Here is a 16,429-nt window from a genome sequence, read left to right as displayed (position 1 = left end):
CCCGATGGTGAACGAATGAAGAAACGGCGCCGGGCATGGCTCCTGGCAGGCGTTCTGCCGATGATGATCGCGGCCAAGGCCGGCAAGATTCCCGCCGACGCGCCTTATTGTGCGCTGTCCGGCGCCCGCCAGATCTTTGCGGCGCCGATGGGGGAGCTGTTCCGCGCCGACGCCGGCCAGCCCTATCCCTCGGCGATCTGGGCAGCGCGCGCCGATGCCAATCATGACGGCGCGATCGATCGCGCCGAATTCGTGGCCGATGCACGCCGCTTCTTCGCCACGCTCGATACCGATCATGACGGCCGGCTGACGCCGGAGGAGGTGATCGCCTATGAGCGCGACGTCGCGCCCGAGATCGCGCTCTATGGCGGCCGCTCGCTGGGCGGCGAGGGACAGCGCGGCGGACGCAGCGGGCTCGCCGAGGCGCTCGGGCTCGGCGGGGGCGGCGGCTCCGATTATGGCGGCCCGATGGGCGCGGGCCGCTTCGCGTGGCTCAACATCCCCGAGCCGGTCGCCGCTGCCGATCTCGACATCGACCGCGTCGTGAGCGAGCAGGAGTTCATGACGGCCGCCGGCCGGCGCTTCGACACGCTTGATGCGAAGCAGGCCGGCGTGCTGCGGCTCGCGGAGCTGCCGCGCACGCCGGCGCAGATCGCGATCGAGGGGCCTTGCCGCCCCCGCCCGAAACCCCGCAAAGACCGTAGACCGGACGAACAGGACAATCCGCGATGAGTGATGCCGATACCAAGCTGCTGGTGGTCGACGACGATGCCGAACTGCGCACCCTCGTCACCGATTTCCTGCGCGCGAGCGGCTTCGACGTCGACGCCGCCGCCAACGGCACCGAGATGGACCGCGCGTTGGGCGAGAAGCATTACGACCTGCTCGTGCTCGACCAGATGATGCCGGGCGAGGACGGGCTGTCGATCGTCCGCCGCCTGCGCGGCGCCGATGCACCTGCGATCATCATGCTGTCGGCGATGGGCGAGGATACCGATCGCATCATCGGCCTTGAGGTCGGCGCGGACGATTATCTGCCCAAGCCGTGCAATCCGCGCGAGTTGCTGGCGCGGATCCGTGCCGTGATGCGACGGCGCAGCGCCGAGGGCGGCAGCGTGCCACACGGCAAGGTGCGCCGCTTCGGCGGCTGGACGCTCGATATCGTCCAGCGCCAGCTGTCGCGGGCGGGCGTGCCGCCGGTGGCGCTGACCGACGCCGAGTTTCGGACGCTCTCGGCCTTCCTCGATCGCCCGCAGCGCGTGCTGACGCGCGACCAGTTGATCGAGCATGCGCGCGGCCTCGGCAGCGACGTGTTCGATCGGGCGATCGACGTGACGATCAGCCGCCTGCGCAAGAAACTGGTGCCGGAGGACCCGATCCGCACCGTGCGCAACGAAGGCTATATGTTCACGCTGAAGGTCGAGGGATGAGCTTTCGCTGGCGGCTCGGCGGGCTGCCGGTGCTGTGGCAGACGCTCGCGGTGCTGCTGGCGAGCCTCCTCGTCACGCAGGCGGTCGGCCTCGGCATCCTGTTCCTGGTGCCCCCGCCGCGGCCCGACTTCGCCCGACTGAGCGACGTCGCGGCGGTGCTGCGCGGGCAGGCGGTGGATATGGAGGGGCGCGAGGCCGCGTTGCTGGAGCATCTTCAGCCCGGCGCACCGGAACGACCGCGCGGGCTGCTGGCCGAGCCGGTGGTGACGCACGAACTGGCCGAGCGACTGAAGGCGCCCGATACCGCCGTCCGTTTCTATTTCGAGCCCGATGCCAAGCCGGGCTTCATGTTCCGCCGGCGCAGCAGCCCGAGCTGGCCGCGCCGGCACGAACCGATCTTCTTCGGCCGGGTGCGCGCGGGGCTGCTGACGCCGCAGGGCTGGCGCATCATCGACACCGCGCCGCGGCCGTTCCTGTCGCCGTGGCAGCGACGCATGATCGCGTGGTTCGCGATCGGCGCGCTGGCGCTGGTGCCGATCGCGTGGCTGTTCGCCCGCGCCATCAGCCGCCAGATCGGCCGCTTCGCCGAGGCGGCCGACCGGGTCGGCGCCGATGCGCAGGCGCCCGCCGTCGCGGAATGGGGCGCGGCCGAGCTGCGCGTCGCCGCGCGCGCGCTCAACCGCATGCAGGAGCGGCTGGCCGAACATGTCAGCGAACGCACCGCGATGATCGGCGCGATCGCGCACGATCTGCGCACGCCGCTCGCGCGCATCGCCTTTCGCGTCGAGGGCGCACCCGAGCCGACACGCGAAAAGGTTCTGGCCGATGTCGCGCAGATGCAGGCGATGATCTCCGCCACGATCGGCTTCGTGCGCAGCACGCAGGAGCGCGGGTCGCTCGTGCCCGTCGATCTGGCCGGGCTGGTCACGGCGATCGTCGAGCAGGATCGCGATCTCGGTCGTGCGGTGACGCCGGGCGAGATCGACGCCGCGACGGTCCTCGGCGATCCGCTGTCGCTCGAACGGCTCATCCAGAATCTGATCGACAATGGCCTGGCCTATGGCGGCGCGGTCGACGCCTCGCTGATCGCGGATGCGACGACCGTGACCCTGCGGATCGCCGATCGCGGGCCGGGCCTGGCGCCCGATCTGCTCGAACGCGTGTTCCAGCCGTTCGTGCGCGGCGACCCGTCGCGCAACCGCGATACCGGCGGCATCGGCCTCGGCCTGACGATCGCCCGGACGATCGCCAAGGAGCATGGCGGCAGCGTCACGCTCGCCAATCGCCCCGGCGGCGGGCTGGAGGCGCTGGTGCGGCTCCCGCGCGCCTAAGCGCGGGCGAGCCGGCGGTCGAGCATCACCATCAGATGGCCGCAGACCAGGAAGGCAACCGAGATCGCCAGCACCGTGAGCGACACTTTCTCCCACCCGATCTTCGGCCCGTCGAGGAACGGGTAGGGATAAATGCCGCCGATGGCGCCGCGCACCAGCGCATAGACCAGATAGAGAATCGGGAAGATCGCGATGATCCACGGATCGCGCGCGCGCAGCCGCCCTTTCTCCGCCAGCATGACCCACACGGCGCACGTCAGGAGGGGTACCGCATCGTGCAGCAGCGAGTTGCTCACGATCCGCCAGCCGGTGAGGTGCAGCACGCCGCGCAGCATCAGCTCGAACACCGCGCCGACCAACGCCATCGTCAAGGCGAGGCCGCCGATCAGCAGCGGATGGCGCAGCCGCACCATGCCGAGCGCGATCAGGCCGAAGACGATGCCGACCGTCAGGTTGGAGATGATCGTGAAGAAGATCGACATGCGCCACAACGCCAGCGTCGCGCTGCCGACGCGGCCCCAGACGCTGAAGAACTGGATGGTCATGCCCGTCCACGCGCACGCGGCGATTACCGCCGCCCAAACCCGCCAGCGGAGATCGTTCATCGGTGTTTTTGCAGGATGTCGTCACCCCGGACGTGTTCCGGGGTCCACCCATCCGCGCGCAAAGCGCTCCGCTTTGGGCCGCGGAGCACCCCTCCAAGTGGACCCCGGAACACGTCCGGGGTGACAGGGAAGGCACGGGATGCGTGCCGTGTCGCCATCGGCCCGCCCACCCTACAGCTTGCGCAGCCAGAGATTGTCGATGCGATGCTCCGGCCCCTTGCGGACGATCACGTCGGCGCGCGGGCGGGTGGGCAGGATGTTCTCGATCAGATTGACCTGGTTGACCTCGCGCCAGATGCGTCGCGCGATGCCGAGCGCTTCCTCTTCCGGCATCATCGCCAGCGGGTGGAAGAAAGCGTGCGGATCGGTGAATGCGGTCTCGCGCAGCAGCCGGAAGCGCTGCTCGAACCAGCTCGCCACGTCGTCGGGCGCGGCGTCGATATAGATTCCGAGATCGAAGAAATCGCTCGCGGTGAAGGCGGCGCGCGGGGCGTCGGGTCCGGCACCGATCTGGAGCACGTTGAGGCCCTCGAAGATCAGGATGTCGGGCCGGTCGATCGTCACCGTACCCGGCACGATGTCGTAGATGTGGTGCGAATAGACCGGCGCCTCGGCGCGCCCGGTCGAGCGGATGTCCGCCAGGAAGCGGATCATGCGGCGCACGTCGTAGCTTTCGGGGAAACCCTTGCGCTCCATCAGGCCGCGCTCCTCCAGCACCTTGTTGGGGTGGAGGAAGCCGTCGGTGGTGACCAGCTCGACATGGGGGTGATCGGGCCAGCGCGACAGCAATGCGCGCAGCAGGCGGGCGGTGGTGCTCTTGCCGACCGCGACCGAGCCCGCGATCGCGACCACATAGGGGCGCTTGATCGGCACGCGGCCGACGAAATCGTCGGTAACGCGCGCGAGGCCCTGCGCCGCGCGCACGTGCAGGTTGATGAGCCGGGTCAGCGGCAGGTAGATTTCCTCGACCTCGATCAGCGAGGTCGGTTCGTTCGTGCCGCGCAATTGCGCCAGCGCGGCTTCATCGAGCGTCATCGGCACTGCCGAGCGGAGCTGCGCCCACGCGCGGCGGGTGAAATGGGTGTGGCTCACCTCCACGTCGCCGACCGTCTCTGACAGGGAGGCGGATGCCGCGGGCGCGTCCGCCTGCCGCGTATCGACGAAATCGAGCGGGGCCAGCACTGCGCCGGCGACGAGGTTGCCGGGCACCTGCGCCGCCGCGAGGATCTCGGCATGATAATTGCCGTCGATATGGCCTTTGACCAGCCAGCGATGGACCGTGGACGGTGATTTTCCGATCGCCGCCGACAGGCGCGACAGGCCACCGAACTTGCCCGCCACCACGGAGGCGGGGGCGGCGCGATCGATGCGGCTGCGGCTGTCTGGTTTCGCCATCTGGGTTTCTGCTTCCGCTATAATCGGGCCGGGCTGTCAAGCCCAGTGCATTATGCGCTGTGCGAAATGCACTTGTGATTTGGCGGCTGTCGACGCAGGGGATTGCGCATTACGCAAAATCGCCGCCGATGGCGGCGCCAGAAGGGGTTCGGGATGCGTGGTTCAATGGCTGTTTATGCCGGCGTCGGCGTGCTGTCGGCCGTGCTCGGCCAAGGCGCGGTGGCGGCCCAGGCGACCGAGGAATCCGGCCTGCCCGACATCGTCGTCACCGCCGAGCGGCGTCCGGACAGCGCGCAGTCGATCGGCGTCGCGCTGTCGGTGCTGTCGGGACAGGAATTGGCGCAGCGCGGCGTGACCAGCGTCAACCAGCTCCAGTACCAGACGCCGGGCCTGGAGGCAGTGCCGGCGTTCGGTGGCGGCCAGCCCAATTTCCGGCTGCGCGGCGTCGGCTTCGACGATTACGCCTCGAACAACGCCTCGCCGGTCGGCATCTATGTCGACGAGGTCGCCAAGCCCTTCCCGATCCAGACGCAGGGGATGCTGTTCGATCTCGACCGGGTCGAGGTGCTGCGCGGGCCGCAGGGTACGCTCTACGGACGCAACACCACCGGCGGCGCGATCAGCTTCACCACCGCGCGCCCGACCCAGCAGACGTCGGCCGGCATCGACATGGATTATGGCAGCTTCGGCCTGTTTCATACCGAAGGCTTCGTCTCGGGCGGCCTCGGCAGCGGGCTGGCGGTGCGGCTGTCGGCGGCGACCGAGCAGGGCGGCGGCTTCCAGCATGATCGCGCGACCGGCCGCAGCCTGGGCGATGCCGATCGCGTCGGCGTGCGCGGCCAGATCGCCTACGATCATGACGCGCTGAGCCTGCTGGTCGAGGGGCATTATGGCCGCGACACGTCCGACGCGACCGGCCTCTACCTGTTCCAGCCGCTCGGCACGATCCCGGCCGATCCCAGCAATGGCCGCGTCACCGGCTGGGGCGGGTCGAGCCAGTTCGCGGCGGTCACGGGTATCGGCACCGACGCCAAGCCGTTCCGCGACAACACCACCGCGGGCGGCCATGTCACCGCCGCGCTCGATCTGGGGCCTGCCAAGCTGACCAGCGTCACCGCCTACGAGCAGTTCCGCCGGCGCGAATATAATGACTGGGACGCCTCGGCGCTGGCCTATGCCGGCACCTACTTCAATAGCCGCGCGCGTACTTTCTCGCAGGAGGTGCGGCTGGCATCGACCGCCGCGGGCGGCACGCGCTGGATCGTCGGCGCTTATTATGCCGACGAGCGGCTGCGCGACCATTTCGATTCGGATTTCATGCAGTCGCTCGGCTTCGTCGCTTTGACCTCGTACCGCCAGCGCGCGCGCACGATCGCCGGCTTCGGCCAGCTCGATTATGCGGTCACGTCGCGGCTGACGCTCACCGGCGGGCTGCGCGTCGAGCATGAGCGGCGGCTGCTCGACGATTTCACGACCAGCACCGCGCCCGCAACCGGGATCGGCGTGGGCAGCGGCGCATCGCGGCTCGCTTACACCCGCGTCAGCGGCAAGGCGGCGGCGGAATATCGCGTGACCGACACTTCGCTGCTGTATGCCAGCGCGAGCCGGGGCGTGAAATCGGGCGGCTTCACCGCCTACAACACGCTGACCCCCAGCCAGCTCGCGCCGTTCAGGCCCGAGACGCTGTATGCGTATGAGATCGGTTCGAAGAACCAGTTTGCCGGCAACCGGCTGCGACTCAACGGCGCGGCCTTCTATTACGATTATCGCAACCAGCAGGTGCAATCGGCGATCTACGATCCGGTCTATGGCGCGGTCGGCAAGATCGTGAACGCGCCGCGCTCGCACATCTACGGCATCGAGGGCGAGCTCGACTGGACGCCGCTGCCGGGCCTGACGATCAGCCAGGGCGTCGCATGGCGCAAGGGCAAGTTCGACCGCTTCCAGGATCTCGACATCACCGCGTCCACCACGGCTGGTGCGACACGCACCGTCAGCCGCGCCGGGCAGGACGAAGGCTTTCCGCACTGGAGCTACAACGGATCGGCGAGCTATCGCATGCCGCTCGACCGCTTCGACCTGACCGCGCAGGCCGATTACGCCTATCACGGCCCGCAGGATCCGGTGTTGCTCGGGCCGGTCTTCCGCGTCGCCGATTACTGGCTGGTCAACGGCACGCTCACGTTTGGCCCGCGCGGCGGACCGTGGAGCATCGGCGTCTATGCGCGCAACCTGCTCGACCAGCATTACGACCTCACCCGCAATTTCTTCTTGAGCGGCGTCGACATCGCCGCGCCGGGGCGTCCGCGCAGCTTCGGGGTGAGGGCAAAGTATCGGCTCTGATTGGGCGATATGGACATCGGTACGGGTCCGGCGTTAGGCGGCGCGGCCTGACGGGAGCGCGCGATGATCCGGCCTTACCTTCGATTGCTCGCCTTGCTGCTGGGCGGCCTCGCCGTGCCCGCGCTGGCCGCCGACACGCAGGTCGCCGTCGCCGCCAACTTCACCGCACCGGCCAAGGAGATTGCGGCGGCGTTCGCGCAGGCGACCGGGCATTGTGCGATCCTGTCGTTCGGTTCGTCGGGTGCGTTCGCGACGCAGATGGAGCATGGCGCGCCGTTCGAGCTGTTCCTCTCGGCCGATGCCGACCGCCCGGCGAAGCTGGAGGCGGACGGGCTGACGGCCCCCGGTAGCCGCTTCACCTATGCGGTCGGCACGCTGGTGCTCTATTCGGCCAAGCCCGGACTGGTCGACGCGCGCGGCGCGGTGCTGGCGCGCGGCACGTTCGACAAGCTCGCGATCGCCGATCCCACCGCCGCGCCTTATGGGCTCGCCGCGATCGAGACGATGCGCAAGCTTGGCCTGTACGACGCGCTCCAGCCGAAAATCGTGAAGGGCAGCTCGATCACCCAGGCCTATGATTTCGTCGCCGGCGGCGCGGCCGAACTGGGCTTCGTCGCGCTGAGCCAGGTCGTCGCGGTGCCCGGCGGCTCGCGCTGGATCGTGCCCGCGCGGCTGCACGCGCCGATCGCGCAGCAGGCGGTATTGCTCAAGGTGGGCGCGGCCAATCCGGCGGCAATGGCATTCCTGCGCTTCCTGAAGAGCCGCCCGGCGCTGGCGATCATCAAGCGCTACGGCTACGCCGCGCACTGATGGAGGCATCCCCGCTCGGCCAGGTGATCGCGACCACGGTCGAGCTGGCGCTCGTCACGACTTTCCTCCTGCTCCTGCTGGCGACGCCGCTCGCCTGGTGGCTGGCGCGGTCGCGACGGTGGTGGAAGGAGGCGATCGGCGCGGTGACGGCGCTGCCTCTGGTGCTGCCGCCGACCGTGATCGGCTTCTACGTGCTGGTGGCGGTCGCGCCCGACAGCCCGCTGATGACGCCATTGCATGCGTTCGGCGTGCGCACGCTCGCCTTCACCTTCACCGGGCTGGTGATCGGCTCGCTCTTTTACTCGCTGCCGTTCGCGGTGCAGCCGCTGCGCACCGCGTTCGAGGCGGTCGATCCGCGCCTGCTCGAGCTGGCCGCGACGATGGGCGCGGCGCCGCTCGACCGGTTCGTGACGGTTGCGGCACCGCTCGCCCGGCGCGGCTTCCTGTCGGCCGCGATCCTCGTGTTCGCGCATACGATCGGCGAGTTCGGCGTGGTGCTGATGATCGGCGGCGCGGTACCGGGGCGGACCGAGGTGCTGTCGACCCGCATCTACCAGCTGGTCGAGAGCATGAATTATGGCGCGGCACACCGCATCGCCGCCGGATTGGTCGCGTTCGGCTTCGTCGCATTGCTGGCGCTGCTGCTGGTCGAGCGGCGGCTGGGCGGCGTGAAGCCGTGAGCACTTTGTCGGCGCGGCTGGCAGGCCGGATCGGCGCGCTGGCGCTGGATGCGGCGTTCGACCTCGACGCGGGCGTCACGCGGATCGATGGCCCGTCGGGTGCCGGCAAGACGAGCCTGCTGCGCTGCCTCGCGGGGCTTGAGCGGGTCGGCGGCGACCTGACCATCGCGGGCGCGACGTGGCAGGACGCGCGAACGTTCCTGCCCCCGCACCGTCGCCGTGTCGGCTACGTCTTCCAGGGCGCAAACCTGCTGCCGCACCGGAGCGTGCGCGCCAACCTCGCTTATGCCGCGCGGCGTGCGGCGGCGTCGGCCGACCTTGCCGATCTCGTCGCGCGCACCGGAATAGACGATCTGCTGGATCGCAGTCCGGGCGCGTTGTCGGGCGGCGAGGCGCAGCGCGTGGCGCTGGCGCGCGCTCTAGTCGGGTCGCCGCGCCTGCTGCTGCTCGACGAGCCGCTGTCGGCGCTCGACGCGGTGGCGAAGGCGGAGCTGATCGATTGGCTACGCGCGATGCTGCCGATGCTCGGCATCCCCGTGCTGCTGGTGACGCACGATGCGGACGAGGGCGCTGCGCTCGCCCCGCGTCGGATCGACATGCGCGCCGGGCGGATCGGCTAGCCGGTCAGGCCTTCGTCACCGAAGGCACGAACAGATAGCCTTCGTTGCGAACGGTGCGGACCAGTTCGGCGCCCTGCCGGCCTTCGCCCAGCTTGCGGCGCAGGCGGCTGATCTGGACGTCGATCGCGCGATCATAATGCTCGCTATCCTCGCCGCGCGCATAATCGAGCAATTGGTCGCGCGTCAGCACGCGGCGCGGATGCTCGACGAAGGCGCGCAGCAGGCGGAATTCGCCGTCGGTCAGCGAGATCACCTGATCGTCGGGATCGTAGAGCATGCGCCCGTCGAAATCGATCCGCCAGCCGGCAAACGCCAGGCCGCGCCGCGCCTCGCCGCCATTGGCGGACTGCGATGGGGAGGGGCCGCCTTCCTCCTTCTGCCGGCGGCGCAGCACGGTGCGGATGCGCGCAAGGAGCTCGCGCGGGTTGCACGGCTTGGCCAGATAATCCTCGGCGCCCATCTCCAGCCCGACGATGCGGTCGATGTCGGTGCCGACCGCCGAGAGCATGATGACCGGCGGCGCGTCCTGCTGGAGCGAGCGCAGCGCCGACAGGCCGTCTTCGCGCGGCATCATCACGTCGAGCACGATCAGGTCGTACGGATCCTGCGCCAGCCGCTCGCGCATCTCGATCGGGTTGGCGGCGGTCTCGGTGGTGAAGCCGTGCTTGTCGAGGAAAGACGAGATCAGTCGGCGCAGGCCCGCGTCGTCATCGACGATCAGGATGCGCTTGGTGATGTCCATGTCGGTCATGATGGCGTTCATCCGCGCCGAATGCCAGAACCACGTACCGCGCATGTTTCACAAAGATTTCAACCGCTCGCCGATCGCGCCATTCGCGGCCGGCGATTTCGACAGCGCGGAAATCTGGTTGCAAAGCCGGGGGTCGAAACGGCGAGCATGAAGATCCTGTCGGCCCAGTCGCCCGCCCAACCCTCCAGCCCGCGCATCCGGCGCCTGCGGCTGATCGGCGAGATTGGTGCCGCTTTGGTGGGCACGCTGCTGGGGGTGGCGCTGTCGCTCGCCGCCGCACCCGCCAGCGCGCACAAGGGCGCAGCGGTCGCCGCTGCCCGCCCCGCTACGACGGACCGCGCCTGGCCATCATGAGCTGTATCGGGGGGCGCATTCGTGGCATGAACGGCGGCGTATGAAATATCTACGCCGCCTCGACTGGCGTGGGCCGCCGCTCGCGCTGCAGATCATGGCGCTGCTGCTGGCGGGGCTGGTGGTGGCGCAGCTCGTCATCCTGTTCCTGACCTTGCTGCTGCCGCCGGCGCCGACGCCGCAATATGGGCTCGACGCGATCGCCGCCGCGCTGGCGGACAATGACGATGACACCAATCGCGCGCGCGGGTTGCAGCGGGTCGTGCAGGCCGGGCCGCCCGACGTGAGCGGGCAGGGCTGGCTGGTGTCGGAACGCTCGCGCCGCGACCTTGCGCACATGATCGGCGTCGGGCCGGAGCGGGTGAGCCTCGCTTTCTTCACGCCGCTGCCGTTCGCCGGCACCGCGATCGCGCGGCCCACGCTGGCGATGGCCGACGACGGCATGGTCGCGCCGCTCGCTTTATCGGTTTCCGCGCAGATGCGGCCCGCCGCTTACCTGCAGCTCGCCCAGTTCGTGCCCAACGCCGCGGCGATGCGCCCGAACACGATGGCGGGCGAGGTCGGCCGCGCAATGCGACCGCCGGCGCGCGATGCCTTCCCGCCGGGCCTGTTCGCGGGCGGCGTGCGCGAGGGCGCGCGCATGCCCGGCGATTGGGGACGGCACGATACCGGACCGCTCGTCACGGTCGATCCGCGATCGGGCGGCGTCTATATTCCCGGCGACAATGGCGCGGCCGTGCCGGAGCTGCTGCGCGGCGCCACCACCGCCGTGCAGGCGCAAACGCAGGCGCAGGCGGCGACCGCCTCGCGCGCCGCGCAGGTCAATACCGGTGCCGAGGCTCTGGCGCGCAGCCTGCCCGGCGCGGACCGCATCGGTCCCGCGATCGGCATGGGTGGCGTGCCGCTGATGCGCCAGGCGCTGCCGGATGCCTCGACCCTGCTGCCGCCCACCCAGGCGCCGGCGATGACGCCGCGGATCGCGCCGCCGCTGCTGATGCCGCAGCCCGAAAGCGCGCCGAGCGGCGCGGTGGTCGAGCCGACGCCGCATCTCGCTCCGCCGCCGGTCGTGTCCGCGCCGGCGATCGTCGCCGCACCCGCGCCGCAGCTTGGCGCACCGTCGGTCGAGCAGGCGCCGCCGATCCCCGCCGAGCGGCTGCAGGCGCCCGCCGGGCCGCCGATCGCGGTAACGCCGTCGCAGCGCAGCCTGTTCGGCCTCGCCCCGGCGCCATTCGTCGAGGGCGATTTCGTCGCCGCCTTGCAGCTTCGGAACGGCAAGTGGGCGGTGGTGCAGCCCGCGCCCGCGCCGTTCCCGAATGCGTGGCAGCGTCGCGTGCTGCTGTGGTTCGCGGTCGCGCTGGCGGTGACCGCGCCGTTCGGCTGGCTGTTCGCGCGCCGGCTGGTCAAGCCGCTCGACCGCTTCGCCAAGGCGGCCGAGCAGCTCGGGCGCGATCCCTCGGTCGTGATCGGCCCGCTCGACGGCCCGGCGGAGATCGGCCGCGCCGCGCACGCCTTCAACCTGATGCAGGGGCGCATCCGCAGCTTCGTCGACGATCGCACCGCGATGGTCGGCGCGATCAGCCACGATCTGCGCACCCCGCTCACCCGCATGCGTTTCCGCATCGAGGACGTCGACGCGGACGACGTGCGCGACGGCCTGCTGGAGGAGGTGGACGAGATGGAGGCGATGATCGCGCAGGTGATCGACTTCATCCGCGACGCCTCCAACACCGGCGCGCGCGAGCGGCTCGACCTGCGCACGTTGGTCGACGACGTGGTCGAGGATGCGCGGCTGGTCGGCAGCGACGTGACGATCGAGCGCGCCGATGCCGCCCCGGTCGAGGTCGACGTGCTCGGCATGCGCCGGTTGCTCGACAATCTGCTCGAGAATGCGGTCAAATATGGCGACCGCGCGCGTATCCGCCTGACCACCGACATGGACACGGCGGTGGCCGAGATCATCGACGACGGCCCCGGTCTGCCCGAGGACGAGATGGAACGCGTATTCGAGCCTTTCTATCGCAGCGAGGCGGCGCGCAATTCGGATAAATCGGGCAGCGGCCTCGGCCTCGCCGTCTGCCGTTCGATCGCGCGCGCGCATGGCGGCGACGTCAAACTGCTGCAGACCGACGGCGGCTTCCGCGCGCAGATCCGCGTGCCGCTGGCTTATGATCGGCCGGTCGCCGCCTGAGCGTTGACCTCGCGCGTCGACCGTATACGAATCGGCGCCCAAGGAGAAACGCATGTCGCTGTCGCTGATCGTCGCCGCTCTTGCCCTGCAGGCGGGCGCCCCCACCGCGCCGATCGCGTCGCCCGCCGCGGCAGCGCCAGCCACGCCGAAATGGCCGATCGTCGATGCCGACTTCGTCGTGCGCGACTATCGTTTCCGTTCGGGCGAGACGCTGCCGCAGGTGCGCATCCATTACGCCACGCTCGGCCAGCCGCACCGCAACGCCGCCGGCGAGATCGACAATGCGGTGATGGTGCTGCACGGCACCGGCGGCAGCGGGCGCCAGTTCCTCGCGCCGCAATTCGCCGACGAATTGTACGGCCCCGGCCAGCCGCTCGACATCCGCAAATATTGGATCATCCTGCCCGACAATGTCGGCCACGGCCATTCGTCCAAGCCGTCGGACGGCCTGCACATGCGCTTCCCGAAATATGACTATGACGACATGGTCATCCTCCAGCACCGGCTGCTGACCGAGGGGCTGGGCATCAAGCATGCCCGGCTCATCATGGGCACGTCGATGGGCTGCATGCACGGCTTCATCTGGGGCGAGATGTATCCCGATTATGCGCGCGCGATCATGCCGATGGCGTGCGAGCCGGTGCCGATCGCCGGGCTCAACCGCATGTGGCGCCAGTTGCTGATCGACGGGATCGAGGCCGATCCGGCGTGGATGGGCGGCGAGTATAAGGTGCAGCCGGCGATGGGCCTGCGCGTCGGCTCGTCAATCTCGGTCGTGGCGGGTGCGGCACCGCTCAACTACCAGAAGCTCTATCCCACGCGCGAGGCGGCGACGGCGGCGGCGCGCGAGCGGGTCGCCAAGGACATGGCGACCCGCGACGCCAACGACATGATCTATCAGTTCGACAGCTCACGCACCTACGATCCGTGGCCGGGTCTCGAGAAGATCACCACGCCGTTCATGTGGCTCAACTCGGCCGACGACTTCATCAACCCGCGCAATTTCACCTATCCGCAGGAGGCGCTGAAGCGGATGGGGCCGAAGGCGCGCTTCCGCCTGATCCCCGAAAGCGACGAGACCCACGGCCACGGCACCCACACATGGGCGGTCAACTGGAAGACGGATCTGGTGGAGCTGTTGGCGCGCAGCGGCGGCTAGGCGCCCGGCGCGGTAACGAAGATGTGCCGCTTGGGGGAAGGTGCCCCACGGCGGCGCGTCAGTCGGGCACCGCCTCCGGAAACAGATCGTCGATGCCGCGCGCGATATTGTGGGTCGTGTACGGCTTCTGCACGACCGAAGTGGACCGATGGTCCATCGGCAGGCTGGCCTGTTCGCCATAGCCGGAGGCGAAGAAATAAGGGACGCCAAGCTCCCTCAGGCGATCCGCCACGCCGAAGCTGGTCTGGTCGCCGAGGTTGATGTCGAGGATCGCATAATCGACCCGCTGGTGGTCGAGAATGGCGTGCGCCGCCTCGGGCGTCGATGCCGTCACGACCGACGCGCCGAAGCGCTCCAGAATATCCTCGGCATCCAGCGCGATGATGAGACTGTCCTCGACCAGCAGCACCGATTTCTGCCCGAAATGTGACGGGTCGATCGGTTGCTGGCTGGACATGCTCGGGCGCGCCACGCGGATTTCGGGGCCGGCGAAACTCTTAGGTTCCGATACGTGCCGGGACGGGATGCAGAATTCGGCCCGCACCCCGTCGGGCGCATAATCGATCCGGGCCTCCCCACCGAGATCGTAGGGGACGGATCGGTTGACGATCGTGGTCCCGAAGCCCTTCCGCTTGGGCGGCGTCACCGGCGGGCCACCGACCTCCTGCCAGACGATGGTCAGATCGCCGTTGGCGTTGCGCGACCAGTCGATATGCACCTCGCCGTCGCCCGACAGGCTGCCATATTTGGTCGAGTTCGTCACAAGCTCGTGGACGACGAGCGCCATCGACGAATATGCCTGCGGGTTGAGCAGCACCGGCTCGCCGCTGGAGATGATCGCGCTTTCGCGCGTCGCCGCGAACGCCGCCGCCTCGGCGTCGATCAACGCCTGGAGCGGCGCTGGCCCCCAATGATCATCGGTGATCTGGTTGTGCGCGCGCGCGAGGGCATGGATGCGTCCGTCGACCAGCCGGACGAAATCCTTCACCTCCGGGCTGTCGGGCTGTGACTGGCGGATCAATCCGCGGATCACGCCGAGGATGTTGCGAACGCGGTGGTTGAGTTCCGCGATCAGCATCTCCTGCCGCGCCGTCGACTGCCGTCGCTCGGCCGCCGCCTCGTCCGCCAAGCGCAGCACCACCTCGATCAACGTGGCGCGCAGCGTTTCCGCGACGCGGACCTCCGAGAGGGTGAAGGGCTCGGCACGGCCGGTCACATTCTCCTGCCACTCGGCAAAGCTCTCGCGTGGGCTGAGCCGGGGGCCGTTGGGGCCATATTCCAGCGGCTTGTGCGGATCGCCCGCCCACCGCACCGATTGTTTGATCTCGGAGCGGAACAGGATCACGTAATCGCGCGGGCTGCGCGAGATCGGGATGGCGAGCATCCCCGCCGCCTTGTCGGCGAAATGGCCGGCATCCTCGACCAAACCGCCGATATGGTCGGTCGTGAAGACCCGTCCCGCCGCCAGACCGTTGAGCGCGCGCACGATCCGGCGGAAATCCTCGGTCGGCGGCGTGGTGCCCGAAAAGGCGAAGTTGCCGTTGATCCACACGCCGACGCCGGTCGCCGGGATCGCGCCCGTCAATATGTCGCCAAGCCAGTCGGGATCGTTGAGCAATGTCTCGTCCGACGCGACCGCCCCCAGCAGCTGATCGGAGATGTCGCGCGCGCGCCGCTCATAATCGACGATCAGGCGCCGTTCGCGCGATTCGAGGCGCATCGAGAACATCTCGGCGAACTGTTCGCAGACCGAGCGGCGCTCGAACGTCGGCGATCGCGGCGAATAATTGTGACAGGCGAACAGACCCCACAGCTCGTCGTCGACGATGATCGAGATCGAGAGCGACGCGGCGACGCCCATATTCTTGAGATATTCGATGTGGATCGGTGACACCGATCGCAGGATCGACAGCGACAGGTCGAGCTGGTTGCCCGCGGCGTCGATCTGCGGGACGATCGGGACGGGCTCCGACGCGACGTCGCGGATCACGCGGACGAGGTTGCGCTTGTAGAGCGCGCGGGCCTGCCGGGGGATGTCGCTGGCGGGATAATGCAGCCCCATGAAGCTGCCGATGCCGGACTTGCACGCTTCGGCAACGACCTCGCCGTCACCGCTCGCCGCGAACTTGTAAACCATGACGCGGTCGTAGCCGAGCAACGAACGCACCTGGCGCGCACCCTCGCGATAGAAAGCGGCGAGATCCTTGGTGCGGTCGAGGCGCGACATCATCGCGCGCACCGAGATCGACACCTCGTCGCCGGGCGTGCCGGCCTCGGCCTCGATGACGATCTGGCCGCCCGAATAATGGATCGCGACGTCGTATGACTGGCCCGACGCACCGATCTGCCGGCCGAACAGCCGTTCGACCATATCGGGTTCCGACAGATAGGACAGTCGGTTGCGCAGATCGTGCAGCAGCTTGGCCGGCACATAATCCGCCAGCGGCGAGCCGATCAGATCCTCGGGATCGAAGCCCAGCAGATTGCGGATGTTCTTGGAGACGCGTGCGATCAGCCAATCCCGGCTGACGGCGATCAGGAAACCGGCCGGCTGAATCGCGCCGAGAAGATGGATGGGCTCACGATCGCAGTTGGTAAGATCGACCTTATCAAACTCTGCCACGTGATTCCCTGTCGCCCATCGGCCGAAGGCCATGTCATTACGCCCACGAATGAACGCAACGGCCGGCATTGAGTTGCCGATCGCCGCGCGGGCGCTTCGGCGCCTATCGAACTATCGGGCCCGCGGGCAAGAACCTATTGGCA

General features: G+C 68.9%; 15 protein-coding genes. 11 read left to right on the top strand and 4 right to left on the bottom strand.

Annotated elements, in window-relative coordinates; translation table 11 throughout:
- Nucleotides 1-15 precede the first annotated feature (15 nt).
- The 3 genes from K8P63_RS13985 to K8P63_RS13975 are packed head-to-tail and all read left to right on the top strand — an operon-like array spanning nt 16 to nt 2,761.
- Nucleotides 16-732 carry an EF-hand domain-containing protein gene (locus K8P63_RS13985; protein WP_223796634.1) on the top strand — a complete coding sequence of 239 codons (717 nt, stop codon included), beginning with the start codon at nt 16-18 and terminating at the stop codon, nt 730-732.
- Nucleotides 729-1,430: a response regulator gene (locus K8P63_RS13980; protein WP_223796633.1), complete on the top strand. Its 702-nt coding sequence runs from the start codon at nt 729-731 to the stop codon at nt 1,428-1,430. Before K8P63_RS13985 ends, K8P63_RS13980 begins: the two co-directional genes overlap by 4 nt.
- Nucleotides 1,427-2,761: an ATP-binding protein gene (locus K8P63_RS13975; protein WP_223796632.1), complete on the top strand. Its 1,335-nt coding sequence runs from the start codon at nt 1,427-1,429 to the stop codon at nt 2,759-2,761. Before K8P63_RS13980 ends, K8P63_RS13975 begins: the two co-directional genes overlap by 4 nt.
- Here K8P63_RS13975 and K8P63_RS13970 read toward each other — a convergent pair.
- Both K8P63_RS13970 and coaA read right to left on the bottom strand, forming a co-directional pair.
- Nucleotides 2,758-3,366, bottom strand: a complete 609-nt coding sequence (locus tag K8P63_RS13970) for a Pr6Pr family membrane protein (RefSeq protein WP_223796631.1) — start codon at nt 3,364-3,366, stop codon at nt 2,758-2,760. The two genes, K8P63_RS13975 and K8P63_RS13970, sit on opposite strands and share 4 nt — an antisense overlap.
- Nucleotides 3,367-3,537: 171 nt before the next feature.
- Nucleotides 3,538-4,761: a type I pantothenate kinase gene (gene coaA / locus K8P63_RS13965; RefSeq protein ID WP_223796630.1), complete on the bottom strand. Its 1,224-nt coding sequence runs from the start codon at nt 4,759-4,761 to the stop codon at nt 3,538-3,540.
- A gap of 165 nt (nt 4,762-4,926) precedes the next feature.
- Here coaA and K8P63_RS13960 point away from each other — a divergent pair, with 165 nt between their 5' ends.
- The 4 genes from K8P63_RS13960 to K8P63_RS13945 all read left to right on the top strand — a co-directional run bounded on the left by K8P63_RS13960 (nt 4,927) and on the right by K8P63_RS13945 (nt 9,214).
- Nucleotides 4,927-7,104 (top strand): TonB-dependent receptor, encoded by a 2,178-nt coding sequence (locus K8P63_RS13960; RefSeq protein ID WP_223796629.1) that lies wholly within the window; start codon nt 4,927-4,929, stop codon nt 7,102-7,104.
- A gap of 63 nt (nt 7,105-7,167) precedes the next feature.
- Complete coding sequence (gene modA, locus K8P63_RS13955) at nt 7,168-7,914, top strand: molybdate ABC transporter substrate-binding protein (protein ID WP_223796628.1); 747 nt, start codon at nt 7,168-7,170, stop codon at nt 7,912-7,914.
- Nucleotides 7,914-8,594: a molybdate ABC transporter permease subunit gene (modB, locus tag K8P63_RS13950; protein ID WP_223796627.1), complete on the top strand. Its 681-nt coding sequence runs from the start codon at nt 7,914-7,916 to the stop codon at nt 8,592-8,594. The genes modA and modB overlap by 1 nt, the downstream gene beginning before the upstream one ends.
- Entirely contained in the window at nt 8,591-9,214 is a 624-nt protein-coding gene (locus K8P63_RS13945) for an ATP-binding cassette domain-containing protein (protein ID WP_223796626.1), read from the top strand. Before modB ends, K8P63_RS13945 begins: the two co-directional genes overlap by 4 nt.
- 4 nt (nt 9,215-9,218) lie before the next feature.
- Here K8P63_RS13945 and K8P63_RS13940 read toward each other — a convergent pair whose 3' ends face one another.
- Nucleotides 9,219-9,956: a response regulator gene (locus K8P63_RS13940; RefSeq protein ID WP_223799832.1), complete on the bottom strand. Its 738-nt coding sequence runs from the start codon at nt 9,954-9,956 to the stop codon at nt 9,219-9,221.
- Here K8P63_RS13940 and K8P63_RS13935 point away from each other — a divergent pair.
- Genes K8P63_RS13935 through K8P63_RS13920 form a run of 4 tightly spaced genes read left to right on the top strand, consistent with a single transcriptional unit; the run spans nt 9,949 to nt 13,663 of the window.
- Nucleotides 9,949-10,116, top strand: a complete 168-nt coding sequence (locus tag K8P63_RS13935; protein WP_223796625.1) for a hypothetical protein — start codon at nt 9,949-9,951, stop codon at nt 10,114-10,116. The two genes, K8P63_RS13940 and K8P63_RS13935, sit on opposite strands and share 8 nt — an antisense overlap.
- Nucleotides 10,113-10,319 carry a hypothetical protein gene (locus K8P63_RS13930; RefSeq protein ID WP_223796624.1) on the top strand — a complete coding sequence of 69 codons (207 nt, stop codon included), beginning with the start codon at nt 10,113-10,115 and terminating at the stop codon, nt 10,317-10,319. The genes K8P63_RS13935 and K8P63_RS13930 overlap by 4 nt, the downstream gene beginning before the upstream one ends.
- 40 nt (nt 10,320-10,359) lie before the next feature.
- A complete protein-coding gene (locus K8P63_RS13925; protein ID WP_223796623.1) occupies nt 10,360-12,504 on the top strand; it encodes an ATP-binding protein in 2,145 nt (714 codons plus the stop codon).
- A 52-nt stretch (nt 12,505-12,556) separates the two neighbouring features.
- Nucleotides 12,557-13,663, top strand: a complete 1,107-nt coding sequence (locus tag K8P63_RS13920; RefSeq protein ID WP_223796622.1) for an alpha/beta fold hydrolase — start codon at nt 12,557-12,559, stop codon at nt 13,661-13,663.
- Between the two features lie 58 nt (nt 13,664-13,721).
- On the opposite strand, the gene K8P63_RS13915 is transcribed toward K8P63_RS13920, so the two are convergent.
- A complete protein-coding gene (locus tag K8P63_RS13915) occupies nt 13,722-16,319 on the bottom strand; it encodes an HWE histidine kinase domain-containing protein (RefSeq protein WP_223796621.1) in 2,598 nt (865 codons plus the stop codon).
- Nucleotides 16,320-16,429 lie beyond the last annotated feature (110 nt).

Origin of the sequence: Sphingomonas nostoxanthinifaciens (assembly GCF_019930585.1) — a bacterium.
Classification (GTDB): Bacteria; Pseudomonadota; Alphaproteobacteria; order Sphingomonadales; family Sphingomonadaceae; genus Sphingomonas_I; species Sphingomonas_I nostoxanthinifaciens.
Note: the sequence above shows the minus strand (reverse complement) of the source record. Positions and strands in the feature narration are given on the sequence as shown.

Excerpts from the sequence above, each read along its gene's own strand:
- K8P63_RS13975 (WP_223796632.1), top strand. The coding sequence starts at position 1,427 with ATGAGCTTTCGCTGGCGGCTCGGCGGGCTGCCGGTGCTGTGGCAGACG.
- modB (WP_223796627.1), top strand. The coding sequence starts at position 7,914 with ATGGAGGCATCCCCGCTCGGCCAGGTGATCGCGACCACGGTCGAGCTG.
- modA (WP_223796628.1), top strand. The coding sequence starts at position 7,168 with ATGATCCGGCCTTACCTTCGATTGCTCGCCTTGCTGCTGGGCGGCCTC.
- K8P63_RS13925 (WP_223796623.1), top strand. The coding sequence starts at position 10,360 with ATGAAATATCTACGCCGCCTCGACTGGCGTGGGCCGCCGCTCGCGCTG.
- coaA (WP_223796630.1), bottom strand. The coding sequence starts at position 4,761 with ATGGCGAAACCAGACAGCCGCAGCCGCATCGATCGCGCCGCCCCCGCC.
- K8P63_RS13935 (WP_223796625.1), top strand. The coding sequence starts at position 9,949 with ATGTCCATGTCGGTCATGATGGCGTTCATCCGCGCCGAATGCCAGAAC.
- K8P63_RS13980 (WP_223796633.1), top strand. The coding sequence starts at position 729 with ATGAGTGATGCCGATACCAAGCTGCTGGTGGTCGACGACGATGCCGAA.
- K8P63_RS13915 (WP_223796621.1), bottom strand. The coding sequence starts at position 16,319 with ATGGCCTTCGGCCGATGGGCGACAGGGAATCACGTGGCAGAGTTTGAT.
- K8P63_RS13920 (WP_223796622.1), top strand. The coding sequence starts at position 12,557 with ATGTCGCTGTCGCTGATCGTCGCCGCTCTTGCCCTGCAGGCGGGCGCC.
- K8P63_RS13960 (WP_223796629.1), top strand. The coding sequence starts at position 4,927 with ATGGCTGTTTATGCCGGCGTCGGCGTGCTGTCGGCCGTGCTCGGCCAA.
- K8P63_RS13930 (WP_223796624.1), top strand. The coding sequence starts at position 10,113 with ATGAAGATCCTGTCGGCCCAGTCGCCCGCCCAACCCTCCAGCCCGCGC.
- K8P63_RS13940 (WP_223799832.1), bottom strand. The coding sequence starts at position 9,956 with ATGGACATCACCAAGCGCATCCTGATCGTCGATGACGACGCGGGCCTG.
- K8P63_RS13985 (WP_223796634.1), top strand. The coding sequence starts at position 16 with ATGAAGAAACGGCGCCGGGCATGGCTCCTGGCAGGCGTTCTGCCGATG.
- K8P63_RS13970 (WP_223796631.1), bottom strand. The coding sequence starts at position 3,366 with ATGAACGATCTCCGCTGGCGGGTTTGGGCGGCGGTAATCGCCGCGTGC.